We start from the raw sequence: 26,222 nt of genomic DNA, 5'->3' as shown, positions 1-26,222 counted from the left end.
ATGAAAACTTACTACATGAAAGGCATACCCTTTGCCTTCTTATGCGTCATTGCCGTTCTTTACGCACATGCACAAGGAATTAATCAGCTATGGGGCGTAAGTACGTCGGCCGGAAGCGACAACCTGGGTACTATTTTCAATACGGCGACAGACGGTACCAAACCGCTCGCGCAATTCAATTTCAGTGTGCCGCGTAAAGCCGTTTCAATGGGGCAATTTACCGAATACAACGGTGAACTATATGCGACGGCGTTGGAGGCCGATGTGGGCAATGCGGTATTCAAGGGCATCCTGTTCAAGTGGAACCCGGTGACTGATGAGTATACCATTTTGCACAATTTCAGGCGCGAAACGGGCAACAACCCTGGCGGGACGATGGTCATCATCGACGATAAGCTTTACGGGACTACCTCCGAGGGCGGAATCAATGAGCAAGGGGTTATTTTCGAGTACGATCTCATCAATAAGGTTTATTCGAAACGGAGCGATTTCGCCAACCTTGCGAAAGACCGCCTGCTGTGGGGCACGTCGCGGATTACCGGATTCGGCGGAAAGCTGTACGGCGTTGCCTTGGCAGACAACGGGTACCTTAGCGATGCGCTGTACGAGTGGGACCCGGAGACCTTTCTGTTTTCAAAAGTCGAGAATGTAAATGGTCCCTTACAGCCCGGTCCTCACGTACCAGCTGGCCCGTTGGAGCCGTTTCAGGGCAAATTTTACGGCATAACCAAATCGGACGGTGCCAACTACGGGGAGCTGGTAGTATGGGACCCTGTTGCAGGTACCTTCACTTCGCAGGCCGCTTTTTCGCCGGAGACAGGCTACAATTGCCTTGCCAAAATGACTTCGAAAGACGGCAAACTCTACGGCGCGACCACGGCCGGGGGAGCATCAGGGGCCGGCACATTGTTCGAATGGGACCCGGCAACGAATGCCATTACGAAAAAGATTGATTTTCCTTACGCCGGAACCGCTCCGTTCAACGCTTTTGCACCACTCCTGGTGGGCGACAAGTTTTACGGGATTACGAAAGGAGGGGAAACCCGTACAGGGCTCTTGTACGAATGGGACCCCGCTACGAATGGGTTCAGCATCCGGTCTGCTATTCTGAGCAAAGGTAACGGCATGTTTCAGGGAAAGTTTACGCTCTGGCAGGGGAAGTTGTATTCAAGCGTGCAGGTAGCCAATCCGGCCAACGGTTTCATATCGATCGAAGTGTTCAACTGGGATATTGCGACCAACGTTTTTACCAGACAATACACCACCAATGTGGCCACCGGGCGTGCGGCTATGGGGAGCCTCACATTTGCCGACGGCAAGTTCTATGGCATGACTTCCCAGGGTGGCCAGCACGACCTGGGCGTAATTTTTGAATTCGACCCGGAGACAAAGGTTTACAAAATAATGCAGGAGCTTAACGTAGAAACGGGAACCAAGCCGTTCGGTAAAATGGTATTGCGGAACGGAAAACTGTACGGTATGACTTGGGCCGGAGGAGCGGATGGATCAGGTACCTTGTTCGAACTGGACTACAAGACTAACGTATTCACTAAGAAGCTGGATTTTGAGTACAGCAACGGTAGTCGGCCTTATGCCAATCTGGTCGAAAAAAATGGTAAGTTCTTTGGGATGACCCCTACCGGCGGTGCTTCCAACCGCGGCGTGATCTTCGAATGGGACCCGGAAACCAATATCTACACAAAGCGATACGATTTTGAGCTCCTTACTGGTGCAAACCCGTTTGGAAACCTTTGCTGGAAGGATGGTAAATTCTACGGTATGACCATGGGGGGCGGCGTTTTTTTACACCGGCACGGTTTTCCAGTGGGATCCTGCTACGAACGTTTATACGAAATTACGGGATTTGAGGGCAAGTACGGGGCTGAATCCGTATGGTTCGTTTACAGTTTACGGTGATAAACTGTACGGGCTCACACAATCGACGCTGCTGGAAGTAGACCCGGCAACCCAGGATGTAACCGTGCTGGCTGACATCGGCAATGGTCTCATGGCCGACATCACGGTCAACAATGACAAGCTGTATTTCATGAGAAATTATGAAGGAGGCTGGGTTTACGAATGGGACCCCGCAACTAAAACCTTGAAGACAAAAGCCCGGCTTTCAACTGAAAGCGGGATAAACCCTTTCTACATGACACTCACACCCGTACCGGCGCCTGTATCGGCCGGTAAGCCGGGCACGTGTATGACGCTGGCGAATTCCACGGTCGACACCGGTAATTTCAACGAATGGCTCGCAATTACCGACGCTTCCAACGAAGCGGTGGCCGAGATCAAAGCGAATGGCAACAACCTGGGCACTGTCAAAAGCTGGTTATACACGCACAGCGGCGCGGTTAGGAAACGGGACGGGCGTTATTTCCTGGGCAGGGATTTTACAATGACGCCTTCGGGTAGCATAACTTCCGGTCAGGTGGATGTCAGGATTTATGTGAAACAGGAGGAATACGATGCGCTCGTGGCCGCCAACAATGCCGATATGGAGGTTGAGCCGATCAAAGACGTAACGCAAATCGGGGTATTTACAACCGGTGCCAACAGTTGCAGCGGCGGTATCTCAGGATCAGCCCGCGCCATCGCGACGACCGTCGAGCCCTGGGCCGGCGGCGGGTATGTTTTCAGTTTTAAAACGGATGCCTTTTCTACCTTTTACCTGGCGAATACAAACAAGCCTTTCCCGGTCAGATTAGTCGATTTCAAGGCACAGCTATTAGAAAACGATGCCCTGCTGAGTTGGCAAACGGTCGAAGAAGTCAATTTTTCGCACTTCGAACTGCAGCGCAGCGAAGACGGCCGGAACTACCATACGATAGCCACCGTGAAACCCTCAGCCGGATCGCTCCCGGGCCGTTACAGCTTCACCGACACACAATTGGACGAAGTACTGGCACCAAACGTGTACTACCGTCTGAAAATGACTGACACGGATGGCACGTTCGCTTATTCGACCATTCGCGAACTGGCAACACCGGACGCAACCGCGGTGCTGTATCCCAATCCGGTTGCAGATGTTGTGGAAGTAAAACTGCCGAAAGGGGCGGGCAAGTGGCAGCTCATCAACTCGGCGGGAACCCAAATGCTGGGCGGGCAATCCGAAGGCGAAAGTTTCAAACTCAACGTTGCCAAACTGCGCACAGGCACCTACTTCCTGAAATTCACGACCGTTCGGGGCGTTAAGACTTTGACCATGGTCAAGAAATGATGGACTGCGGGTGGAACCGGGTTAGCAAATGGGCTGCCGGAAGAGACGGCAAGTGATTTCACCAATGCCTGCAACGATATCTCATTTCATTGTGTCTGACATCGAAAAATTATGCAAATGAACGTACGCTTTGATAAATACCTGATATCGCTTGCCGCTGTACTCGGTTTCACCCTTTCTGCGTGCGACGATTGTTCGGATATGGATATGCGCGCAACAGCGCCGATCTCGTTTTCCATTGTCGATGATGACGGAAACGACCTGCTTGCTTCATCAAAAGCACGTTATTCGGTTGATTCCATCCGGCTTTTTGACAACGATAGTCAGAAAAGCATCGTTGTCACAAACGTGTACTTTCCCGGATTGAAATCCTATGTATTCTATGCGGATTGTGACAAAAATGGGCAGGGGAAGTCGTCTTTGAGGTTGCAATTCAACAGTGTGGATTCCGATACATTGGAAGTATGGTACGAGCAGGAAAAAAATGCATGTGCCAATGTTTATAAATACACCCAATTCCGGCATAATGGTGAGTCCGTAAAGAAATCGCCCCTGACTTCCGCCCTGCTTATCGTTAAAGCGAAATAGTTTATTACGGGCAATTAGATTTACAAATTAACCCGGACTTCGTTTGATTAACACGACCGGCATGGGTCTGCCGGCTGATCGGGCGATTTAGACGAGTAAGCATCCGGCTCGCTTTTCGGGCTTCCGGGCCAACGTTTCAAACTGACGTTCCGGGATTCGGATGCCCTGGGCACGATAATCCGATTGCAATGGCACTTTGCGGGGTAAATTTTGGAAGCTGGCAGTAAATCCGGGACCGATAAGGCTTACAAACCTTGATGGCAAACCAACCGTTCGCATGCCAGAACAGCAGTTATTATTGCTATAATTGGGTTTACCGATGCACTCAGGCCCTTCTAAAGATGAAAAGGAACTTTTGGCGAAAATCTCGTCGGGCGATCCGCATGCATTTGCCGCTCTTTTTCATGATTATCAGGGACTGGTGTATTCTTTTGCCAAACGGCTGACTCGCTCGGAAACCCTGGCCGAAGATATCGTCCAGGAAATTTTCCTTAAAATATGGCTCGGACGGGCCGCGTTGGGATCGGTCGATAACTTTGGTGCTTACCTGAACCGAACCGTGCGCAACCATTCACTGAATGTATTGCGGCAGATCGCCCGGCAGGCCAGGGCGTCACAGGAATTGGGACTGGTTACACCACAGGAGATCCGCGAAACGGAGGCTTACCTGGATTTGAAGGAATCTGAAACGATCCTCGCGCAGGCACTGAAATCGCTCACTCCCCAGCAGCGCCAGGTGTTTTTGCTTTGCCGCGAAGACGGCCTGAAATACGAAGAAGTAGCAGCCCGGCTGCAAATATCTCCCCTTACGGTGCATTCGCACATGAAACAGGCCCTTAAAACGATCCGAAGCTATTTTAAGGATAACCTGGGCGTTTACCCGATTTTGCTCTTTTATCTCTTCAGGTAGGTCGCCAATTCCCGGTTTCTCCGGCCATCGGGGCTTCATTTGAAGCCGACGGGGCTGATTTCCGGGAACAATAAAAAAAAATATAAAAATTTTTCATTTTTATCTACCCGTATTTCCGGGCTGGCGTGTCAACACCGAAAACAGCTCCATTTGTCGGAGGTCTGGATAATCATTGCGCCGCCCATGAACAGCCGCCTGGCCGAATTGTTATCGAAGTATCTGAACCGGAACGGCTCGGATAGTGAAATGCAGGAATTTTTTGCATTAGTGGAAGACCCTTCTCACGCCGACGAGCTAAGGGCGTTGCTGGGCGATGCGTTCTCGGCGCAGCAGGTTTACGAGTCTCTTCCGGGAGACACGGCCTCCCGAATGATAGCGCATATTACCGGGCAGGAGGAGGAAACGGCCTACGAAGATCGGAAGCATATTTATCCGCTTTGGAAAAAATGGGTGGCTGCTGCCTCGGTGCTTGTCATCGTATCGGTCGGCGTGTACCGTTACTACCGGCCATCGGGTGCGGAAACGGCTGTACCGGCGGCGCACCCCGCGGGAATCGGGCCGGGCGGCGAAAAGGCCATGCTCACCCTTGCCGACGGCACCCGGATCGAACTCGATAGCGCCGGCCGGGGCGAAATAGCCACCCAGTCCGGCATCAGCATCCGGAAAACAAGTGACGGACAGATCACCTACGCCATTCACGGAAAACCAAATGACCCGGATGCTTCGCCGGCCATGAACGCCATATCGACTCCCATCGGCGGCCAATACCAGCTGGTTCTGCCCGACGGCAGCAGGGTTTGGTTAAATGCAGCGTCGTCACTTCGCTACCCAACATTCTTTATCGGCGCCGAAAGGCTCGTGGAGCTGGTCGGGGAAGCATATTTCGAAGTTGCACCCGATAAGAAGATGCCTTTTCTGGTCAAATCCCGGAGGCAGACTGTGAAGGTGTTAGGCACGCATTTCAATATCAACGCCTATGAAGATGAGCCAGGTGTTAAAACGACGCTGCTGGAAGGCTCCGTTCGGGTGAATGCGCAGCGGCTGGTGCCGGGGCAGCAGGCATTGCTTACCGAAAGAGGAATAGCGGTAAAAGAGGTCGATCCGGATGCGGAGATCGCCTGGAAAAACGGGGAGTTCGTGTTTAACGGGGAAGACCTGCAAACGATCATGCGCATGATTGCCCGGTGGTATAACATAGAGGTCGTTTACGAAAACCCGCCGGGGGGATCTACGCTACGGCGGGGAAGTTTCACGGTCGAAGAATCTATCCGACATTCTCAAAATGCTGGAAGCGACCGGGGACGTCAGGTTTAAAGTAGAAGGAAGGAGGGTGACTGTGATCAAATAAAATTACTTCCGCCGGAAGGCTTCAAAAAATGCCGGGAGTGCGGCTAACACGCCCGGCCACCGATTGAAGCTGACCTGATAAAGTGTTTCGAGCATTTACCAATCAAAACAATCTGTTCAAATGTACAAAAAATCTACCGAGGACATCGGTATAAGCATTTGCTATGCCCACAAATTGCTGCTTATGATGAAATTGATTTTCGTTTTGTCTGTGCTGACGATGCTGCATGCGGTGGCAGACGACGGCTATGCGCAAAACATCAATATCCGCCAGCAGAATGTTTCGCTGGAAAAGATATTCCGCCAGATCCGCAGGCAGTCGGGCTACGATTTCTTTTTTAATCAACAGCTGCTGAAAGATGCCAGACCGGCCACGCTGAACATCAGCAACGGAACGGTCGAAGAGGCGCTCCGTCAATGCCTCGCAGGACAGCAGCTGGATTTTTCGATTGAAAACAGGATTATTATCATCAAACGAAGGGCGGCCGAAAAGCCTTCCGCGATGAAAACTCCCCCTGTCGGGGAACCTGTCCGGGTCCTGACGGGCCGGGTTACCGACGAAAAGGGCGAAGCATTGCCGGGCGTCAGCATTCTGATCAAAGGCACGCAGCAGGGAACTACCACGAGTGCGGCCGGGACTTTCGAGCTCAGTGTTCCCGACCAGGACGCGGTCCTGATTTTCAGTTTTGTCGGCTTTGTAAAAAAGGAGATCGCGGTGGGCAGCCAGGTAAACCTTGTGGTGAGCCTGTCGCCGGAGGAAAAGGCCTTTGAGGAGGTTGTGGTAGTCGGATATGGAGTGGAAAAGAAAGAGAATCTGACCGGGGCCGTGTCGACGATCAGCTCCAAAGTGATCGAAAACCGCCCTGTTACCAACGCGGTGGCGGCTTTGCAGGGAGCCGCACCGGGGCTCGTGGTCACCCGGAGCAGTGGACAGCCGGGCAACGAAGGCTACAACCTGAATATCCGCGGCTTTTCGTCGCTGAACGGCACCAACAGTCCTTTGGTCATTGTGGACGGCGTGGAAGGGGATATGTCGATCCTGAATCCGAATGATATCGAGAATATTTCGGTGCTTAAAGACGCTTCGGCAGCTGCGATCTATGGAGCCAAGGCGGCGAGCGGGGTGATTATCGTCACCACCAAGAAAGGACTTGCGGGCCGGCCGAAGCTGGAATACAGCATGCTCTACACGGTTAATAAACCCTACCGGATGCCCGAGCTGCTCAATTCATGGGAGCAGGCGGAAATCGAGCGGACCGCCAACCTGAATGCCGGTCTGGCGCCGGGTTTCAGCGACCAGCAGATCGAATGGATGCGCACAGGCAAGGACACTGTTTTGCGCGCCGACGGCAACCTGGATTACTATTTTAATACAGACATCCTGGGCATGGTCATGCGGAAGACCACTTCCAGCCAGAACCATAACCTGGCGCTCAGCGGAGGTAACGACAAAACGCAGTATTTGATCGGTCTCGGTTATTTTTCCCAAAACGGGATTTTTAAATTCGGCCCCGATAATTTCAAGCGTTATAATGTCCGGTTCAATTTCAACCAGAAGTTATCCAGGATTTTTACCATCGATTCCCGTATCAGCTACGGGTATACCGATGCGAATTATCCGAATGGCAACAAAATTTCCGGCCAGTACGGATATATGTACAACTTCTATACCCAGCGCAGGAGGTTCCCGATCTACCTGCCCGGCTCGAACAATACGAAGTTTGCGCAAGGATCGGGATATGAGTATTTCCTCAGATTGAAAGAAGGAGGATATGACAGGCAGGATAACCACAATCTGAATGGCGTCTTTACGCTTTCGGCTAATGTTGCCAAAGGATTGGTACTGAAAGCCGTCTACGGGCCCGGACTTGTATTCAACAAAGGCGAGAGCTTCAACCGGCCTGTGGCGCGCTGGAACTATAACAATCCGGTAAGCCCGTCGAGCTACACTTTCCCCGCCGCCAGCCTGAACAAAACCCGGTTTACGCAGGTACAGCACAATGTTCAGGCATTGGCCGATTATACCTGGAAGTCGGGCGAAAACCACAACTTCCACGTGCTGGGAGGTTATGAATACAAAAGCTATAATTTCGACCAGATCGGCATATCGGTGACAGGCTTGATTTCCAACGACATTCCTTCCCTGAATGCCTATGCGCCTACTTCGTCGTTCGTTCCGTCGGATAATGTCCAGACAAACGTTTGGCTTTCATACTTTGGCCGGTTGAACTACAATTACAAAGACAAATACCTGTTCGAGGCCAACCTGCGCAACGACGCATCGTCCAGACTTGCGCCGGGGCACCGGAGCCAGACATTTCCTGCGTTCTCGGCAGGCTGGGCAATCGATAAGGAGGGGTTTTTCGAACCTGCCTCACGTGTGGTGAATATGTTAAAACTGCGGGCAAGCTGGGGTAAGCTCGGCAATGCGCAGCTGGGCGCGCTCAATGCGCGAAACTACGATTATATCGCCCAGCTGGACGGAGGGCCGGCCTATCCGTTCAACAATCTGATCAACAAATCCTACTATCAGGCCGACTTGCCTTCCTCGGGGCTAGGCTGGGAGACGGTTCAGACAGTGAATGCGGGTTTGGATTTTGCCCTTTTCAAAAACAAGCTGACGGGTAGTTTCGAGTATTTCATCCGCGATAACAATGATATGCTCATAACGATCAACTACCCTTCGACCCTGGGCGTAAATCCGAGAACTACCAATGGGGCATCCATGCGCACAAAAGGATGGGAGCTAACCCTGGGCTGGCGCGACAAGATCGCCACCGCCAATTATTTTGTAAACTTCAACCTGGGGGACAATACCAACAAGATCACCGCTTATAAAGGCCAGACTACCTATGCCGAAGGGGTGAACCGGGCGATCGAGGGTTATCCGATCAATTCGATATTCGGTTTCCGCAGCGAAGGCTATTTTACCGATGAGGCCGATGTCCGGGGCCACGCTTTCCAGCACGCCAAAAATGCGGCGGGGGATATCAAATACCAGGATGTGAATGGCGACGGGCGGATCGATATCGGATCGGGTACCCAGCAGAACCACGGCGACCTGATTTACCTGGGTAACACCAGTCCCCGGTTCAGTTTCGGGCTCAACCTGGGTGCCGATTGGAAAGGTTTCGATTTGGGGATGATGTGGCAGGGAGTGGGCAAGATCAACCAGTTTCTCGCACCTAACCTGGTGGTGCCCAAGGCGGCTGCCTGGATACAGCCTTTCCGCGCGCAGACCGATACCTGGACACCCACGAATACCGACGCGAGGTATCCGCGCCTTTTCAACTTCAATACCGACAATGTGTATGGCAATCCCGACTTTTTCAATGGCCGCATTTCCTCGCACTGGATCCAGGATGCCGCTTATATCCGGTTGAAAAACCTGCAACTGGGCTACACCCTGCCGGTAAAAGTGACCAGCCGTATCAAGGTGCAGCGCCTCCGGGTCTATTTCACGGGACAGGACCTTTGGGAAGCGACGAAGATGTGGTTTCCCTATGTCGACCCTGAGACACCCTCGGACCCTACGAGGGCGGCCTGGGCGTACCCGCTGTTCCGTTCGTACGCATTCGGCCTGAATGTCACCTTTTAACCGGTAAAGCAATGATTTGTCAAATTTTAGCACATATGACATCGATATCGACAAAAAAATATACGGGTTTCCGCTGGGTGATGCTCCTGACTGCATTCATGGCGGGCGCTTGTTCCGGCGAACTGGATCAGAAGCCCTCTACCAGCATTACCGACGCCAATTTCTGGAAAAGCACCAGCGACCTCGCTTTGGCGTGCAATTATCTTTACAGCTACCTGCCGGGGCACAACCAGGCTTCCACCAATGTAATATTTTATCAGGCAGCCCCATTTCAGGACTTCTACGCCGATGACTTTTTCGGAAACGGCGGCAACAGCGTGAGCAACGGCACGCAGCTGGTCCCGGCCAGCTCGCCGGAATGGACTGGCTACTACAAACTGATCGCGGCGACGAACAATATCATTGAAAAGGCACCGCTGGTTAATGGCGACAGCGCCGCGGTCAATAAGTATGTCGGCGAAGCCCGTTTCTTTCGCGGCTTTGCGTATTTCGAGCTGGTCAAGCGTTTTGGAGATGTACCGCTTATCCTGAAAACCATCACCGAATCCGACCCCGAGTTGCTCACGCCCCGGACTGACCGGGAGGTGGTTTTGGAGCAAATTTATGCCGATCTGAACTACGCAGCCGCTAAATGTCCGTCGCCGGACAAGCAGGCCGCGGCTGAATACGGGCGGATTACCAGCACCGCCGCGCTGGGCCTTTTGAGCCGGGTAGGGCTTTTTGAAGGCACGCGGCAGAAATATCACAGCTACGGCAGCCCCGGGAAGCATTTGACGATTGCGCTCGGTGCGGCGAAAGCCATCATCGACGGCGGAAAGCATGGTCTTTATATCAATGCTGCTTCGAAAGACAGCAGTTACTATTACCTGTTCCAGTATCAGGCCCAGGGAACTTCCCGTCTGTCGGCGGGTACGCCTACGTCCGTAGGGTCGTACGCGGTGAACAAGGAAGGTATTTTGCCTAAACTGTATTTTGGCGGAGGAGGCGTAAATGTGCTTTCGCAATTTATTTCAAACAGCCTGGCGAACAGGAATTACAAGGCAACCAAGCACCTGGTCGATCAGTACCTGTACGCCGATGGTTTGCCCAAGTCGAAGTCACCCCTGGCTAAACCCAAAGAGCTGAATACCCTGACCGAATTTCAGAACCGTGACCCGCGCCTGGGCATGACGATCAACAACAAGAATTCCTACAATCCGACTCCGGCCTCAGGGGGCGGAACCTGGACCCTGAATGTCTTCTATATTCCCAGAAAATGGCTGCATTACGTGGATAATGCTAATAATGGCGGGTTCATCAACTTTTATACGATCCGTTATGCGGAGATATTGCTCAACTATGCCGAGTTGCTTTACGAGCTCAACGGCAGCATAAGCGATGCGGAGCTGGATCTGACGGTGAATGCAATCCGAAACCGCGCCTCGGGGAATGACCCCCGGAAGCTGGCCGTTCTCACCAACAGTTTCGCACAGGCCCACGGGCTGAACATCCGCGACGAAATCAGGCGCGAGCGGGAGATCGAGCTGGCAATGGAAGGTTTCCGTTACTGGGACCTGATCCGGTGGAAGACGGCGGAAATCGAGCTTCCCAAAGATGTCCTCGGCCCGCGGATTTTCCCTGCTGAACTGCAAAAGGGGACCGCGATCCCGCCTTTGAACGCCGACAGCGTCTCTATTTACGAACGGGGCCGCAAGTTCGATCCCGCCCGTGATTACCTGTGGCCCGTTCCGACCCGGGAAATAAGCCTCTCGGGCGGTATTTATACGCAAAACCCTAACTGGTAACAGCCGGTAACCATGCATCGGCGGGCGACTGGCCGGTCGGTGCATGCAGACTTCCCTTTATTTCTTCAAAGCTGATTGTCGCCGGGTTCGGGCGGCGCAGCTATTCCCATGTCCATTTATTTCAATTCAGCGTCTATGAAACAGTTATTGCATCTTTTTCGGAATTGGACAATGCCCATATTTTTTATGGTTTCACTGGTGCGTGCCGCTCCCTGCGCCGCACAGGAATTTGATCAGATCGTCCGGCGTGTCGATTCGCTGCAACGGGCAGGCACGACGAATGCCACGATGGATTATTTTGTTACGAACTTTCTTCCCACTTTGCAAAGCGACGGCTCCTGGGCTGATCTGAATTATGCGGATAACAGCGCTTCGTTTCCCTGCCTTGCGCATATTTCTTCGCGGGTGATGAATTTTGCACTTGCCTACACGCATCCGGCGAATCAATATTACCAGAACAGCACGCTGTATGCCGGCATTTTAAAGTCGCTGCGGTTTTGGTATACCCGCAATCCGCAGTCGTCGAACTGGTACGATAACCAGGTCAACTGTCCGACGGCCCTGGGGCGGATCCTTAGCATTATGCGACAGGCAGGTACGGGGCTGCCGCAATCGCTGGAAGACAGCCTCATCAACAACAGGATGGAGAGCAGCTATTTCAACCCGCCATCGGCCTATACCGGCTCCAATATCCAGGTGGTAGCCTACCATTTCGCGATCAGTGCCGCGCTGACACGCAACAGCGCCAAGCTGACCACGGCGACTAATTATATCTATAACGCCGTGACCATTTCCGCGGTAGGGACGGAGGGGCTTCAATATGACAATTCCTTTTTGCAACATGAAACCGAGCAGATGATCGGGACATACGGCAATGCCTTTGTAAGTACTTCGTATGCCTGCGCTGTCGTTTTTTCCGGCACTTCCTATCAAATGCCGGCCGCCACGCGAAACCTGCTTTCCGGATTTTATAAAGAAACCTACCTGAAAACCATCCGGGGCAGGTATTTTGATTTCAATGTTCTGGGGCGGGGTATCGCTTCACCCGGCCCTTCGACGCCGCCGATCAGCGTTATTAACCACGCCAAAATGGTGGACCCTGCCAATCTCGCTACCTGGAATGCCGCGCTGGCGCGGTTTCAGGGTACGCAGCCGGCCAGTTATCAGGCGCCGTCGGAGCACAAGCATTATTGGCTGGCAGACTACGATCTGCACCTGAGGCCGGGATACATGTTCAGCACTTTCCTGGTTTCTACCAGAACGCGGCGCGTGGAGTCTATCAACGGAGAAAACCTGCTGGGCAGATTCCTTTCGGATGGAGCGACAAATATCCGCCGCAGGGGAGATGAGTATCAGGGTATTGCGCCGGTATGGGAATGGGATAAGATCCCCGGCGTTACTAACCGGGACTATGCGACGGACGCCGGCTCTGCGGTCCCTGATGCCGGCGTCTACAACCCGGTGCCGGGCAGTACGCAGTTTGCCGGCGGGGCAACGGACAGCACCTATGCGGTCGCCGCTTTTGAACTGAACTATGACGGGGTGACCGGTAAGAAATCCTGGTTTCATTTCGACAACGAGGTTGTTTGTCTTGGAGCGGGTATAGGCAGTACCCAGGCCGAGAATATCACCACGACGGTGAACCAGTCGTGGCTGAAAGGAAATGTCATTGTTTCGGAAAACGGAGCCCAGACGCCCCTGGCCGCGGGTTCCGTTGCTAACGCTGCGCCCGCCTGGGTGCTGCACGACAGCACCGGATACTTTTTTCCTTCGGGTGGAAACCTTTCGGTCAGCAACGTGGTCCAGACAGGCAACTGGCGCCCGCGTATCAATACATTAAGCAATATTTCGAATGCGACGGTTTCACAGGAAGTCTTTAAGTTGTGGTTTAACCATGGCGTGGCCCCGGTCAATGGGAAATATGCCTATATAGTGGTACCCGGTATAGCCAATGCCTCGGCCATGTCAGCCTACAATGTGTCGGGTATTGAAATCCTGGCCAATTCGGACAGTGTCCAGGCGGTCAAACATGCCGGCCTCCATATTTTGCAGGCTGTATTTTATAAGCCGGGAAGTATTCTCGACACTTCTACAGGAATGAAAATCCAGCTCGACAAACCGGCCGTTGCGATGATCAAAAATGTGGGACAGAGCACTGTACAGGTTACGCTCGCCGATCCGACGCAGAATCTGGTCACGGTTAATGTCGCCGTCACATTCCCGGGTACGGCCGCGGCGATCAACAAAAAGGTTACACTGCCGTCGGGTAATTTTAAAGGGTCGTCTATTTCCTTTTCGGTTAATGTCGGTGACGTGAGCGACCCTTCGGAACAGGCACCGGATACCGTGGCGCTGTTCACAAGGGGTGCTTTGGCGGACGCATATGTGCGTGATGGAGCCTACGCGTCGACCAACTATGGTACAAATCCCAGGCTGGTTGTGAAGAAAGACGCAGCGGGTTACGCACGGGAGTCGTTTTTGAAATTTGATCTGCACGGTCTGCCGGCGCATTTTTCGGTTGCGACGGCCAGGTTAAGGCTCTACCGCGCGGCCGCCGGCCCCACAGCTGATATTACCCGCTGGAAATTATACCGGGTGCCTGATAACAGCTGGACGGAAAGCAATATCAACTGGAATAATAAGCCTGCGGCCGGTACGCCGGTCGACAGCATTGCCGGCGCCACCGGAACCGGTTACAACGAGTTCGATATCAGCAGCATTTTTACGGGTATACCTGCCGACAGTGTGGTTTCTTTCAAACTTGTGGCCACGGTCCAAAATCCGGATGCATACGCCGAGTTCAGCTCTCGGGAGGCGGCGGGTCCGGCACAGCGCCCGGTTATTGCTTTGGAACCGTTTTACAATGTTTTTCGAAGCGCCGGGCCGGTGGACCTGGCTTCGATCACCAACTGGCAGGTGAACGATGGGGCAGAGTGGCGAGTGCCCCGAGCAGGTAATGCGCCTCCGGGCGGCTTCGCGAAATCTGTCCTGATTCGGGAAGGAGACAGGTGGCAGAACAATATCGCGGCGACAAACCTGCCAGCCAATGCGACAATGACGGTACAAACATCCGTTTTCGGTGTTTTCAGTACCACCAACAAGTTTATCAATAACGGCGTCATTACTTTTTCCGGGACGGCGCAGCAAACCATTCCCGGACAGTCGTCGCTGGCGGGTGGAAGTTGGGGTAGCGTGGTAATCGATAACCCAGCGGGTGTTAAGTCGACACAGGCGGGCGGTAACTTTTTCCGCGTAAAGGACCTTACCTTACAACGAGGCGTATTTACCGCGGAAGGTAAAACCGGCTTGTCGATGTACATAGATGGCTCGATTACCGTAGGTTCGGGAAAGTTGACCACCAGCATCGGCGGCGGAGGTACGACCTACGGCATTTATATGAGCGGGAGCAGCGCGCAGCAAATACCCGCCGGCACCTTTTTGAATGACCATGTGCAGCGGCTGAATATTGCGAACGCCAGCGGTGTAACATTGCAGGGCCCGCTGACAGTTGGAGGCAATCTCGTTTTCAGTGCGGGCAAGCTTATTCTGGCTTCCGGGGATCTATCGGTCCGGGGGAGTATTACCGGTACCGATGCAAACAAGTTTGTCGTAACCCCGGGAACGGCTGGCTTGCGTCTGGCAGTGGGCGCGACCGTCAAATCCTTCCCCGTTGGCCCCGCAACCGGTAGTTACACACCGTTATCGATCGTGAATACGGGTACGGAGGATTATTTTACCGCCAGCGTGCGCAATTCGCTAACGAGCCTTTCGATTAATAACCCTACGAAGGTGATACCGCTTGTTTGGGAAGTCGCCGAAGATCAGCCGGGTGGGAGCAGTGCAAAATTGACATTTCAGTGGAACGCTTCCAATGCCGCCGGAGCTCCCGGTTTTTCCCTTAGCGGAACCCACGTCATCGGGCACTTTACGGGCGGCAGCTGGCAGCAGCAGTCCACGACAATAACCGGCAGCGGACCGTTCACTACCCAAAGTGCCCAGCCGTACACAGTTTTTTCCCCGTTTGTGGTTGCCATGGACAGCGCGCTGGCTTCAACTCAGCTATCCACGGCTCGGGGCAATTCGGTAGCCGGTCGGAAGGCTTTAATTTCACGCGAGGCTGCGGAAATCGCGTTGAGCGTTTATCCGAACCCTTCCGTGTCGGTACTGAACGTATCACATCCGGTAGCCGGAGACGGGGCTTCGCTGCGCATTATCGGTGCCGATGGACGGCTGTTGCACAAGGTGGCGGTCTTGCGGGGTAAGGCTCAATCCGTTCTCGACGTTTCAGCGCTTGATCCCGGTTACTATCTTTTGCATTTCGAGGACCGAGGCATGCTCCTGGTGTCCCGGTTCGTCCGGTAGGAGAGGAGACCTCCGTTCGTCACGCAGCCCGTAGCGGACGGAGGTATTCCCGAAGTTCGGCAGCCAGTAACCCGGGTTCTTCCCAGGCGGAGAAATGACCTCCCCTCGGCATTTCGGACCAGCGTACGACGTTATAAAATCTATCGGCAAAACTTCTCGGAGCAGGAATGATATCTTTCGGGAATATGGCTACGCCGGTCGGGACGCTGATTTTTTCCTCCATCCGGGCGGGGGCCTGGTCCTGATCAAAATAAGGAGAGAACGACGATCGGATCGTTTGGGTCACCCAATAGAGGGTAATATTGCATAACAGCTCGTCCTTTGTGAAGCTGTTTTCCAGATTACCGGCGCAATCGCTCCACCGGTGAAATTTTTCCAGTATCCAGGCCGCCAGGCCAACCGGAGAGTCATTCAGGCCGTAAGCGAGGGATTGTGGTTTGGTGGATTGCTCAATCGCATAGCCTCCTTCGGTGAATTGCCAGTTTCGGCCTGCTTCCAGATATTGCTTTTCCTGGATATCCAGATCGTCGGGCTGTATGGTAAAAAGATGCCGGTAAGGAATGTCCAGCAAGTGAATACCGATCAGCGAATCGGGTACGGTCATTCCCAGGCGTTCGACTACACCGCTGCCGACGTCTCCTCCGTGGGCCGCATAGCGTGTGTAGCCCAGGGTTTGTGTCATCAACTGATGCAGCAGGCGGGCGGTCCATGCAATGAAAGATTTCTTTTCAGCAGGTCTGTCCGAAAAACCAAAGCCCGGCAAACTGGGGATGATAACATCGAATGCGTCGCCCGGATCGCCGCCGTATGCGACCGGATCGGTCAGCAGCGGCATCAGTTTCCGGAAACGGAGAAATGAATCCGGCCAGCCGTGACACAATAACAATGGGACCGGTTTGGGCCCTTTTCCTTTCTGATGAATGAAATGGATGTTGGTCCCATCGATCTCGGTGGTGAAATGCGGCAGCTCATTTAATTTCTCCTGCTGCTTTCCCCAGTCGAACGTATTTTGCCAATAGTCGGTGATTTCTTTCAGGTAAGTAATATCGGTCCCCAGCTGCCAGCCGGGTTCGTACAGACTGTCGGGCCAGCGTGTATTGCGAAGGCGGGCATGCAAATCCCCGACGATTTGCTGCGAAATATTGACTTGAAAAGCTTGCATGTCAGGCGTTGTTTGTTGATCATTGACAAGGCAAAAAATGCTTGCCACAGCAGCGGTAAATAATGAAAGCATTCGAACGCCAGCTCAATGCCTTCCTTGTTATTCCCTCCGAATCCTGATCGTCGCCCGTTTAGGTCCTTCGCTTATCATCGGCGGTAAATAGGGGCTGCTGCTGTATTTTGCTTTATAAGCCTCGTCGATGGCATTGTCCAGATCGCTGGGAACGTTTTCGAAAATCACATCTTCCACCATTCCGGCCGCGTGTATGCGACCCGCTTTTCGCTGCACAGCCGACTGGTACCAACTGCTGTTCTTCCCATTGTAGGCGCGCACATAAAGGTCACCGTCGACAACGACGGCCCATATCCAGGTGGGTGTGCCAAAGGTCACGCCGTCACTCCGTAACGGAGAGATTTTAAGGTCGTCGGCCTGATCGATTTTTTTCAGTTCTTCGGCTGAGAACCTATTGTCTGTCGTATTCATAGGTCGCTATTTTAGTAACTTCATAACCGGTGCTTTCAAACCGGATTACAACTTAAATTTATTTTTTTATAAACACCGGAAAGTGGCTTGCCGATCCATAATCGTTTATTGGCTGAACATAATTTGAAAGCAGCGCTCGGTTGGGAACGGTCACTGCCGTTTTTGGGATGGAGTGATGAAGTGCCCTGGCTAGATGAGCGACCGGTAGCCGTTCGGATGAGCAGCTTGCTATGCTTGTCAGTCCCCTGTTCGAGTTCATAACGGATTTTTCAAAGCAATCCAAAACGATTTTGTGCTCTTTTCCGGGTAAATGCAGGGCTTCCCTGCTTTCGTAGGAAAAGAAGCTGTAATCGTCGATGTGCTTGCCTAATGCAGTCCCCCGGATCAGGTCGGGATGGAATAGCAGCGCACGGCCTTGCGGCTTAACGGTTGCCGGCGGGCAGCAAGAGGTGCTCGGCGCCATGATACAATCCGTTCCGGTAGGGCGGCTGGGACGTCCCGAGGAAATTGCGAGCACCGTTGTATGGCTGTGGAGCGATGCCGCCAGTCTGGTGGTAGGACATACATTGGTTGTAGATGGCGGTTATAGTATTCAATAGCCAGGAGATACGGGCGCTTATCGGCTGATATTAATTTCCGACCTTTTTCAGGTTTGTTTCCGTTATGTTCCTCATTGTGCTTTTATCCATGGCATAATGGATCAATTCTTTATCGCGACCTTCGTAGATAGCGTTCATAAAGTGGCAATCGGCAACAGGTGCTTCGATCATGAACGGGGAATGGCCGGTGGACATCACATTCATTACCTGGATGTGGTTGATTTTGCCGGGCTGCGAGGGTGCTCCATAACCCTTGCCGCCGATGAGTACTGCATTGTGCTTTCCGCCTTGCCCGGGCACCTCCCGTGAGATCAGGCCCTGAATGTAGACGTGATGGATACCAGCGCTGTCGCTGGCCCGTATCGCGATTCCTCGGCAGATCGACTCGCAGTTGACATTGGTGATGAAAATCTGCTCAGTGTCGTCCTGCGGTCCGTTCCAACGGCTGGTCGTAACCATTGTGGAAGTAATGCTCCCGTTGGAATCGTGCAAAGCGCCGCGGACATCCAGGCTCGACAGGGCGATAAAATCGTCTCCAGTAAAGCCCGAAATGTTATTGATCGTGAAATTTTTGCATCCCTGCCGGAGATCGATGCCGTCTTTATTGAAAACCTTCACTTTCTTGCCCCGGACGGTAATTTCCTCCGGATTGTGAATGTGGATATCGGAAAGTTTGGCTTGCCTCGTCCGCTCAAAGCTAACCGCCCAGGCATGAGAATTCTGTATATTCACATTCTTCAGGGAGAAGTTCTCGACTTTGGCAATCAGGATCATGATGTTGCGCCAGTCGCCGGTTTGCTTTTGGGCGGGGTCGCCGGCATCGCTGCCATAGCTTATCCGCCAGTTGCCCTTTTTGATTTCCGCTTCGGGATCTAGTGCCAGCCGGCGCGCGCCATCTCCCGTGGCCCGCGGGTTTTCCGCACCTTTAAGGTAAACCTCGCCAATTCCGATGATATGGATGTTTTTGCTCCACACGGGGTCTGTTATGCCGATACCGACATTGTCGCTGCGAAACATGTTGTCTCTGCATGAGTCGGAAAGCTGAATCGTGCAGTTGTCGAGCATGACCGTGATATCATTGGGTAAAAGAATGGCCCTGTCGATCTTCCATATACGCGAGCCATTCGCATTCATTGCCGGGATTACCACTACGCCGGATGTTTTCTGTGCGGCTTTGATTGCCGCGTCGATGCGGTCGCTATCCGAACCCTTTTTAAACTGGTTCGGTGTAACAGCCGGTCCGGGCCCTGCGGCTGAAAGCGAACGGATGATCAGCAAAGTGAGTAGGGGCGTCAGGAAAATTCGCATGCTGTACGAGTTCGTTTCTTGTTAAAGTCGACTAGTTGTAACCCTCATTTTGAGTGAGTGCCGGATTGAGGCTTCTTTCCCTGAATGGGATAGGAAAGCGGTACTTTCTTTCGTCCACCTCATAATATTCTACCAGGTATGCTTTCCCTTTGTAATTCTCCTTGTACCGGGTCATGACCGGGAGCATTTGGCGTGTTCTGAGCAGATCCAGCCAGCGGTGGCCTTCGAAGCACAACTCTACGCGGCGTTCTTTCTGGATCAACTCCCGCAATTGCGCCTGAGAGGCGACTGTAAGTCCTGTAAGTCCCGCCCGTTTTCTCACCTGATTGAGCGGCTGAACGGCCTCCGAAGAAGAACCCGTTTCGTTTAGCGCTTCTGCGTAAAGCAAGAGCACGTCGGCGTAGCGCAGCACCGGCCAGTCATTATTGCCCTCGTTGTTGGCGATGGGCTTGTCGAGGAATTTACGCGTATACAGGTCGCCTGATGAAGGATAACGGGCGATCGACACATTCTTCCTGTTATCGCCGGTTTCAAAGGCATTGAAAAGGTCAAGCGTCCCCTGGTTGGAACCGGCGGGATTTCCCCCGCTGGTAATTTCAGTGCCAGAGCCAAACGGTGCAAACGCGATCGAAAAATTGCTGCCCTCGCTATTCCCGTTGCCGAGGTAATGAACATTGAAAAGGATCTCGTTATTGAAGCTATTGTCTACCCGGAACACATCCTCGTATTTTTCCAGTAAAGTATAATTGTTGGATTCGATCAGTGTTTTCAGTATGGCTGCCCCTTCGGCAAACTGTTTGTTTGTGATGTATACCTTGCCCAGGAGCCCCATGGCAGCGCCTTTGGTCGCCTTGCCTTTATTAGCCGCGTCGTAACCGGGGGGCAAGGCCTTGATTGCGTCCTGCAAGTCCAGCTGGATTTGCTGATAGACTTTCCCGGTGCTTTCGCGGGTGTATGCGTAGGCCTCATCTTCGGTCGTAATTTCTCTGAGCGGAAGTGGCACCTCGCCGAAGAATTGAACCAGGTTGAAATACATAAGTGCTCTCACAAACCTGGCTTCTCCCTTGAATTGCTCTTTGATGGTCGCATCCATCGGGACCGCATCTATCCGGTCGAGGATAATGTTGGCGCGCGCGATGGTGCTGTAAGAGCTTAGCCAGAGCGTTTGGATACTTGCCGTATTGGTGAGCCAGGTAAGCTGGTCGAGGTCCGCGTTGGCGAGGTTGTACCCATTCACTTCGGAGTTGTCCGAAGGGATCTCGGCAAACAAATAAAAATTTGCATAATAACCCCTCAGCCCCGAATACAGCCCATTTACGGCCGCAGCGAAATCAGCCTGCGTTTTAAAGTACTGGTCCTGGCGCACGATGGTTGGCGGGTTCAGGTCTACAAAGTCGGAGCACCCAGCTTGCAGCAGCGCCAGGGCGGCGAAGAGGATTCTATAGCGAGTTTTCATTGGTGTGATTTGATGTTTTAGAAACCTATATTAATCCCGAGCATAAAGCTTCTGTTGGCAGGATACGTCCCCTGGTCCGATCCCGGCTGGTAAACCGAGGAGCCGTATTGGCTGGGTTCGGGGTTGAAGCCGGGATATTTGGAAAGCGTGAACAGGTTCTGCGCGGTCAAATAAATCCTGGCCGACTGCAAGAGCACCTTCTTTGCCGCTTCCGGGGCGAGAGAGTATCCGAGCGTCAGATTGCGGACGCGTAGAAAAGAGCCATTGAAGACCGCATAGGAATGTAGCTGGCCGGCGGTGCTGAATCCGGAACGGTTACCCACACGCGCGTATTTGACGTTTCTTTCCGGGTTAGCAGGATCAAAATAGTTGTCGGCCATATCGGCGATCGCGTTGAAGCGCCCTGCCCAAAGCTCGGTATGCCTGCTGGCGCCATTGATAATGTTGTTGCCCGATACGCCCTGCACGATCAGGCTCAAATCGAAATTCTTGTAAGCTACCGTGTTGGTCATGCCGTAAATGAAGTCCGGCAGACCGTTGCCGAGAAGCGCGCGGTCGTTCTCGTCGATGTTGCCATCACCGTTCACATCCCTGATTTTGTAGTCGCCTATACCCGAGCCAGGCCATTTTGCATTCGCATTAAGTTCCTCCTGTGTTTTGAATATACCATCAATGATAAAGCCGTTCATGTTGCCGAGTGGTTGACCTACTTCGATCCGGTACACATTGGGCCAGCCTCCGGTACCCGGATTGGCATTGAGGGATTGTCGGCCACCCAGACCGAGCACTTTCGACCTGTTGTAGCTGATATTGAAATTGGTCGTCCATTGCACCGCTCCGGTGGTGTTGCGGCTATTGATGTCGACCTCCACACCGCGATTGCGCAGCTCTCCGATGTTGGTCTGGAATGTGGAGGCGTACCCGACAATTGCCGGAAGCTCCTTGGCAAACAGCATGCCGTGTGTCAGTTTGTTGTAAAAATCAATCGAGACGTAGATTCTGTCCTTCAAGAACGATGCCTCGAGGCCGATGTCTACCTGTCGGTTTTTTTCCCAGGTAAGGTTTCTGTTCAGATAGCCGTTCTGATACACGCCCGGCACCCTCGCGTTGTTGAGGCTGTAATTGGCCGAGCTCACTCCGCTCATCCACGTAAAGTCTCCGATGTTCGCATTGCCGGTCTCTCCGTAGCTGGCGCGTAATTTCAGCTCGCTGAACAGGTTTTGATTGGCCATGAAGGCTTCCTGCGATAACCGCCAGCCGGCCGAATAGGACTGAAAAATTCCAAACCTGTTGTCCGGACCAAACCGGGACGACCCATCCGTCCGAACCGATGCAGAGAAGAGGTATTTGTCCTGATAGTCGTAGTTGATCCTTGCTGCATAGGACATGAAGCTATTCAGCCCGAATGCCTGGGAACCGATCTGGTCGGTAGCGGCGGTTGGGTTATGGATCAGGTCGTTGGTGAATGTTCCGGTCCGGCCGCGGGTCGACGTAGTCGATAACCGATACTTTTGCATTGAGTAGAGCAGCATTGCCGAAAAGTTGTGGGCGGTACCGAATGTCTTCGCATAGCTTAACGTGTTTTCCCATACCCAGTCGACGTTGCGACCGTTGCTGATCTGGCTGGATATGCCTTCCAGTCTTGGATTGGAAAGGTTCGCGAATGGCGATCCGGTATAGCCCAGTGTCGATGGAATGTATTCGTCGACCTGGGTAGTCCCCACCGAAATGCCCGCCTGGGTTCTGAACGAGAGCCCTTTCGACAGCTCCCATTTCAGGTAGAGGTTGTTAAGTACATTGAATGAATTCGTCCTGTTTTCATACAGGTCGAGCACTGCCCGTGGATTGTGGATCCCGGTTTCCGCAAATCCGTATTGCGTAAAGGGGAGCACGTTGTTTTGGCCATAATCCCCGTTGGCTAGCCTGGGTGCCACCACGGGTGGCATGAGCAATGCCGCATAAACCGGAACATACGCCGACGGACCGTTCATGCCCGGAGCGGGCTGTTGCGATTGTCGTGTAAAGGAGGGCGCAAAGTCGACCCCCATCTTAACCGATTTGGAAAGCTGCGCATCCAAATTAGCGCGCAATGTACCCAGCTGGTAGTCGGTGCCAACCATCGTGCCTTTCTGGGAAACATAGCTACCGGAAACGGAGAACTGCAGCGTTTTTGAACCACCACGCGCGCTCAGCTGTATCTCGGACATGGGTGCCGTGCGAAATATCTGATCCTGCCAATCGGTATCGGCCAGTCCGGCGGGCGTGTCAAACACGTCCGGATATTGAAGGTTTTGTGCTTTGCGGGCGTCTTTTGCGTATTTAAGATACTGGTCTTTGTTCATTACCTTCATCTTCTTGTACACATTCTGGACGCCGGTATAAGCGTTCAAATTGAAGCTCACCTTTTCTTCCCGGCCACGTTTCGTTGTGACGATCACCACGCCGTTGGCTGCGCGGGATCCATAAATCGAAGCCGACGCTGCGTCCTTAAGAATCTCGATCGACTGGATATCGGAAACATTGATCCGGGCAAATTGTGTCGCATTGGGCAGGGGATATCCGTCCACCACATACAGGGGATCGTTGGAGGCACCAAGCGAACCCACCCCGCGTATACGGATAACCGGCGCCGCACCGGGCGTTCCGCCCGAGGCCGACTGCACCTGTACGCCGGCGGCCAGGCCCGCCAGTGCGTCACCCGCATTGGCTACGGGTAGTCCGTTGATATCTTTGGCCGCCACCTTGCTGATCGCCGTCGAGAGCTTCTTTTTCGACTGCTCGCCGTAACCAACCACCACAACTTCGTCGAGGGCCCGTGCATCGACTTTCAAAACGATATCGATAAATGTTCTGCCATCGACCGGTATTTCCTGCGACAGATATCCGACAAACGAAAACACGAGAATAGCGCCGGTCTCGGAAACATCGAGCTCAAAATTGCCTTGCACATCGGACGTGGTCCCCTGCTGGGTACCTTTTAATACGACGTTGACACCCGGTATACCCTCGCCCTTGTCGTCGACTACTTTTCCCTTGACTACATGATCTGCCGCTTTCTTTTGCCCGGGAGTCGGCAAACCGGTGGTTAATCCCTGCTGCTGCGACTCAGGGGGTTCGGCCAAGCTGCTGGTCTTTCTTAGCGGCAGTTCCGGCTGGCTCTTTCCTTTATTCCGGGCAGACTTCTTTTCGATAATGACATAGCCTCCGCTTTTTCCCTTTTTATAATCCAGGCCCAATGGACGGAGAATATTTTGAAGATTTTTTTCAAAATTACCTGACAATACCACTTCGCGGGCCGGGATCTGATATTGCTCGACCATCGAGTTGAAATAGAGAATGTCGACTTTGTAATGCGTTTTAAATTCCTGCAATACATCCTTCAGACTACGTGTCGAAGGGTTGTCCTGCAACGAAACCTGCACATAGGCGGTAGCCTTCGCCACGACCTGGCCGGTTGACGGCACAGGAATGTTAAAGCTGATACCGGATAAAACAAGAAGTCGTATGGTAGCCTTCATAAATAAGGGTTAAGGGTTTAGAAATCGATATCGGAACAACCGCCGTTGTTTGTGTATCGGAAAAATATGTGATGATGAACGGGAACCGGCTATTCCTTTTGCGTTTCAAGGTCGTTGACAGATGGCGTGTCGCCGGAAACGATAATCCGACTGTCCTTGCTGATGTAGCTGAAATCACCGGCCAGACTCAGCAGATCAAGCAGCTCTTCCGCATCCAGGGCGGTGAACGAGCCGGATATCTCTTTGTCTGCAAGGGCCCGGTCCCTGATGATGATTTCGGTCCCAAACGTTTCCTCCAGGCGGTTGCATATTTGCCTGAAAGACTCATCTTCAAACACAAAGCGGTGGTATTTCCATGCGGAATAGTTCTGAGGCTGTGCTGTGTGAGACATGGTCATTTTTCCCTTCCGGTCCATGCTTACCAGGTCTCCCGGCTTTAACGTCAGCTTTTGATCATTATGTCCGTCGGAGTAATGCAACTGGATTTTACCGGTATTGAGCACCACCCGTGCGCCGGACGATCTGGCATATACGTCGAACTCGGTGCCCAACACCTCAACATTCATGTTTTTGTTGGTTTTGACGACGAACCGGGTATGGTTTTGGGTGTGTACCACATCAAAGCTGGCTTCGCCGGTTAGTAGAACCTCGCGCTTGCTGTTGCCGAAGCCGAACCTGGGCACCCGAAGTGTGGAGTTCGCGTTGACAACCACCTTACTGCCGTCGGAAAGCGTAATTTTCCTGATCTCTCCGAAATCCGTTTCGTAGGTTTTATACCGGATCACATCCTGTGAGAGCCAGCCTGCGAGCAATGTCATCAATAGTCCGCAGGCGGCGGCGACAATTCGGGGAGGGAAGAGGCGCCCGACCACCGGCGGTTTAAAATCGGCAACAGCTTCGGACTCACCCAGCGACATTACCCATGCACGGTGACGATCGAGTCCCGCTTCGACGTCGACCTGATACTGTGCGTTTTTCTTTTCCCATTCGTAAAGCCAGCTGAAAAACAACTCCCTGTTCACCTCGTCTTTTACCCAGTCGTCAATCAGGCTTTTTTGTAGAGCCGTGCAGCTTCCCGCGAGATAGCTGAAAATAACCTCCTTTGTTATATTTGATTCCATAGCGTTTCCACACTGGCTAGGAAGGCGGACATGGCTGGGAACCACTTTTTTCTCAGAAATTCCCTGATTTGCTGTGTCGCCTGATACATATGTTCTTTGACGGTTTTGACCGAAATATCGAGCTCGCCGGAGATTTCGGCATATTTTTTCCCTTCCATCCGGTGCATTACGTATATTTTTCTCCGTCGCTGCGGCATGGCGTTGATTACCTGCTCGATGTCATGGTACAAGTCTTCAAATTGAGTAATATCGTCGGGTTGTTCCCCTTGATGGATCGACAGGGCCGAAGCGTATTCGATGGATGCGTTTCTGCCCATTTCCATTTTTACATAATTGAATGCACGGTTCCGTACCCACGTGAAGAGGTAGGCGCGGAAAGACGTTTTGATGTGACTGACCGTTTTTTCGAGATACAGTTTACAAAACACATCCGAAACGATATCCTCGGCGATCTCTTTGGAGGAGACATACCGCACAGCGTGACTGCATAGCGGCCCGTAATACCATCTGAAAAGCGTTTCAATCCCTGCGCTGAAATCGTATTCAAACGCCTTGTGGATCAGCAGTTCGGAGTCGAGTACTTTATCATTTTCATCAGATTGTTCTTCCGACGAAAAAAAATGCGCATGTCCGTACGTTTCCTCCTTTTTCTCCATTTTGCCCGATTCAAAATCCGGTAAAGCAAAGGGTCAGATATCTGATCCTTATATGAGAGACAATTTTGCCTTGCAAAAGTCCTAGTGGGATTGGAAAAAAATCGGGA

The 26,222-nt window shown here is 52.7% G+C and carries 15 protein-coding genes and 1 pseudogene; 9 read left to right on the top strand and 7 right to left on the bottom strand.

Features of this window, described 5'->3' with window-relative positions; translation table 11 throughout:
- The 8 genes and pseudogenes from ABV298_RS30425 (at window position 1) to ABV298_RS30390 (ending at window position 15,812) form a co-directional block, all read left to right on the top strand.
- Window positions 1-1,917 carry a choice-of-anchor tandem repeat GloVer-containing protein gene (locus tag ABV298_RS30425; RefSeq protein WP_353719878.1) on the top strand — a complete coding sequence of 639 codons (1,917 nt, stop codon included), beginning with the start codon at window positions 1-3 and terminating at the stop codon, window positions 1,915-1,917.
- Entirely contained in the window at window positions 1,865-3,223 is a 1,359-nt protein-coding gene (locus ABV298_RS30420) for a T9SS type A sorting domain-containing protein (RefSeq protein ID WP_353719877.1), read from the top strand. The genes ABV298_RS30425 and ABV298_RS30420 overlap by 53 nt, the downstream gene beginning before the upstream one ends.
- A gap of 117 nt (window positions 3,224-3,340) precedes the next feature.
- Window positions 3,341-3,811, top strand: coding sequence for a hypothetical protein (locus ABV298_RS30415; RefSeq protein WP_353719876.1), 471 nt, complete (start codon window positions 3,341-3,343; stop codon window positions 3,809-3,811).
- A gap of 355 nt (window positions 3,812-4,166) precedes the next feature.
- Window positions 4,167-4,721, top strand: a complete 555-nt coding sequence (locus ABV298_RS30410; protein WP_353719875.1) for an RNA polymerase sigma-70 factor — start codon at window positions 4,167-4,169, stop codon at window positions 4,719-4,721.
- A gap of 183 nt (window positions 4,722-4,904) precedes the next feature.
- Window positions 4,905-6,069, top strand: a pseudogene (locus ABV298_RS30405) (FecR domain-containing protein).
- Window positions 6,070-6,189: 120 nt separating this feature from the next.
- Window positions 6,190-9,666, top strand: coding sequence for a TonB-dependent receptor (locus tag ABV298_RS30400; RefSeq protein ID WP_353719874.1), 3,477 nt, complete (start codon window positions 6,190-6,192; stop codon window positions 9,664-9,666).
- A 35-nt stretch (window positions 9,667-9,701) separates the two neighbouring features.
- On the top strand, window positions 9,702-11,450 hold the full coding sequence (locus tag ABV298_RS30395; RefSeq protein WP_353719873.1) for a RagB/SusD family nutrient uptake outer membrane protein: 1,749 nt from the start codon (window positions 9,702-9,704) through the stop codon (window positions 11,448-11,450).
- Window positions 11,451-11,621: 171 nt separating this feature from the next.
- Window positions 11,622-15,812 (top strand): polysaccharide lyase family 8 super-sandwich domain-containing protein, encoded by a 4,191-nt coding sequence (locus ABV298_RS30390; RefSeq protein WP_353719872.1) that lies wholly within the window; start codon window positions 11,622-11,624, stop codon window positions 15,810-15,812.
- A gap of 19 nt (window positions 15,813-15,831) precedes the next feature.
- On the opposite strand, the gene ABV298_RS30385 is transcribed toward ABV298_RS30390, so the two are convergent.
- Window positions 15,832-16,974: an epoxide hydrolase family protein gene (locus ABV298_RS30385; protein WP_353719871.1), complete on the bottom strand. Its 1,143-nt coding sequence runs from the start codon at window positions 16,972-16,974 to the stop codon at window positions 15,832-15,834.
- Between the two features lie 99 nt (window positions 16,975-17,073).
- The gene (locus ABV298_RS30380) at window positions 17,074-17,457 is read right to left on the bottom strand and encodes a DUF2255 family protein (RefSeq protein ID WP_353719870.1); all 384 of its coding nucleotides are present in this window, start codon (window positions 17,455-17,457) and stop codon (window positions 17,074-17,076) included.
- A gap of 362 nt (window positions 17,458-17,819) precedes the next feature.
- Between ABV298_RS30380 and ABV298_RS30375 the strand changes: the two genes are divergently transcribed.
- On the top strand, window positions 17,820-18,056 hold the full coding sequence (locus tag ABV298_RS30375; RefSeq protein WP_353719869.1) for an SDR family oxidoreductase: 237 nt from the start codon (window positions 17,820-17,822) through the stop codon (window positions 18,054-18,056).
- Between the two features lie 30 nt (window positions 18,057-18,086).
- Here ABV298_RS30375 and ABV298_RS30370 read toward each other — a convergent pair whose 3' ends face one another.
- The 5 genes from ABV298_RS30370 to ABV298_RS30350 all read right to left on the bottom strand — a co-directional run bounded on the left by ABV298_RS30370 (window position 18,087) and on the right by ABV298_RS30350 (window position 26,115).
- Window positions 18,087-19,364, bottom strand: coding sequence for a glycosyl hydrolase family 28 protein (locus ABV298_RS30370; protein WP_353719868.1), 1,278 nt, complete (start codon window positions 19,362-19,364; stop codon window positions 18,087-18,089).
- Window positions 19,365-19,395: 31 nt separating this feature from the next.
- The gene (locus tag ABV298_RS30365) at window positions 19,396-20,820 is read right to left on the bottom strand and encodes a RagB/SusD family nutrient uptake outer membrane protein (RefSeq protein WP_353719867.1); all 1,425 of its coding nucleotides are present in this window, start codon (window positions 20,818-20,820) and stop codon (window positions 19,396-19,398) included.
- Between the two features lie 17 nt (window positions 20,821-20,837).
- Window positions 20,838-24,338 carry a TonB-dependent receptor gene (locus ABV298_RS30360; RefSeq protein ID WP_353719866.1) on the bottom strand — a complete coding sequence of 1,167 codons (3,501 nt, stop codon included), beginning with the start codon at window positions 24,336-24,338 and terminating at the stop codon, window positions 20,838-20,840.
- Window positions 24,339-24,427: 89 nt separating this feature from the next.
- Window positions 24,428-25,459, bottom strand: coding sequence for a FecR domain-containing protein (locus tag ABV298_RS30355; RefSeq protein WP_353719865.1), 1,032 nt, complete (start codon window positions 25,457-25,459; stop codon window positions 24,428-24,430).
- A complete protein-coding gene (locus ABV298_RS30350) occupies window positions 25,444-26,115 on the bottom strand; it encodes an RNA polymerase sigma-70 factor (RefSeq protein WP_353719864.1) in 672 nt (223 codons plus the stop codon). The genes ABV298_RS30355 and ABV298_RS30350 overlap by 16 nt, the downstream gene beginning before the upstream one ends.
- Between the last annotated feature and the right edge of the window lie 107 nt (window positions 26,116-26,222).

Origin of the sequence: Dyadobacter sp. 676 (genome assembly GCF_040448675.1) — a bacterium.
Lineage (GTDB): Bacteria > Bacteroidota > Bacteroidia > Cytophagales > Spirosomataceae > Dyadobacter.
The sequence above is the reverse complement of the archived record's forward strand: the minus strand, read 5'-3'. Positions and strand labels throughout refer to the sequence as shown.

Excerpts from the sequence above, each read along its gene's own strand:
- ABV298_RS30350 (WP_353719864.1), bottom strand. The coding sequence starts at position 26,115 with ATGGAGAAAAAGGAGGAAACGTACGGACATGCGCATTTTTTTTCGTCG.
- ABV298_RS30360 (WP_353719866.1), bottom strand. The coding sequence starts at position 24,338 with ATGAAGGCTACCATACGACTTCTTGTTTTATCCGGTATCAGCTTTAAC.
- ABV298_RS30365 (WP_353719867.1), bottom strand. The coding sequence starts at position 20,820 with ATGAAAACTCGCTATAGAATCCTCTTCGCCGCCCTGGCGCTGCTGCAA.
- ABV298_RS30380 (WP_353719870.1), bottom strand. The coding sequence starts at position 17,457 with ATGAATACGACAGACAATAGGTTCTCAGCCGAAGAACTGAAAAAAATC.
- ABV298_RS30385 (WP_353719871.1), bottom strand. The coding sequence starts at position 16,974 with ATGCAAGCTTTTCAAGTCAATATTTCGCAGCAAATCGTCGGGGATTTG.
- ABV298_RS30400 (WP_353719874.1), top strand. The coding sequence starts at position 6,190 with ATGTACAAAAAATCTACCGAGGACATCGGTATAAGCATTTGCTATGCC.
- ABV298_RS30370 (WP_353719868.1), bottom strand. The coding sequence starts at position 19,364 with ATGCGAATTTTCCTGACGCCCCTACTCACTTTGCTGATCATCCGTTCG.
- ABV298_RS30415 (WP_353719876.1), top strand. The coding sequence starts at position 3,341 with ATGAACGTACGCTTTGATAAATACCTGATATCGCTTGCCGCTGTACTC.
- ABV298_RS30395 (WP_353719873.1), top strand. The coding sequence starts at position 9,702 with ATGACATCGATATCGACAAAAAAATATACGGGTTTCCGCTGGGTGATG.
- ABV298_RS30390 (WP_353719872.1), top strand. The coding sequence starts at position 11,622 with ATGCCCATATTTTTTATGGTTTCACTGGTGCGTGCCGCTCCCTGCGCC.
- ABV298_RS30425 (WP_353719878.1), top strand. The coding sequence starts at position 1 with ATGAAAACTTACTACATGAAAGGCATACCCTTTGCCTTCTTATGCGTC.
- ABV298_RS30355 (WP_353719865.1), bottom strand. The coding sequence starts at position 25,459 with ATGGAATCAAATATAACAAAGGAGGTTATTTTCAGCTATCTCGCGGGA.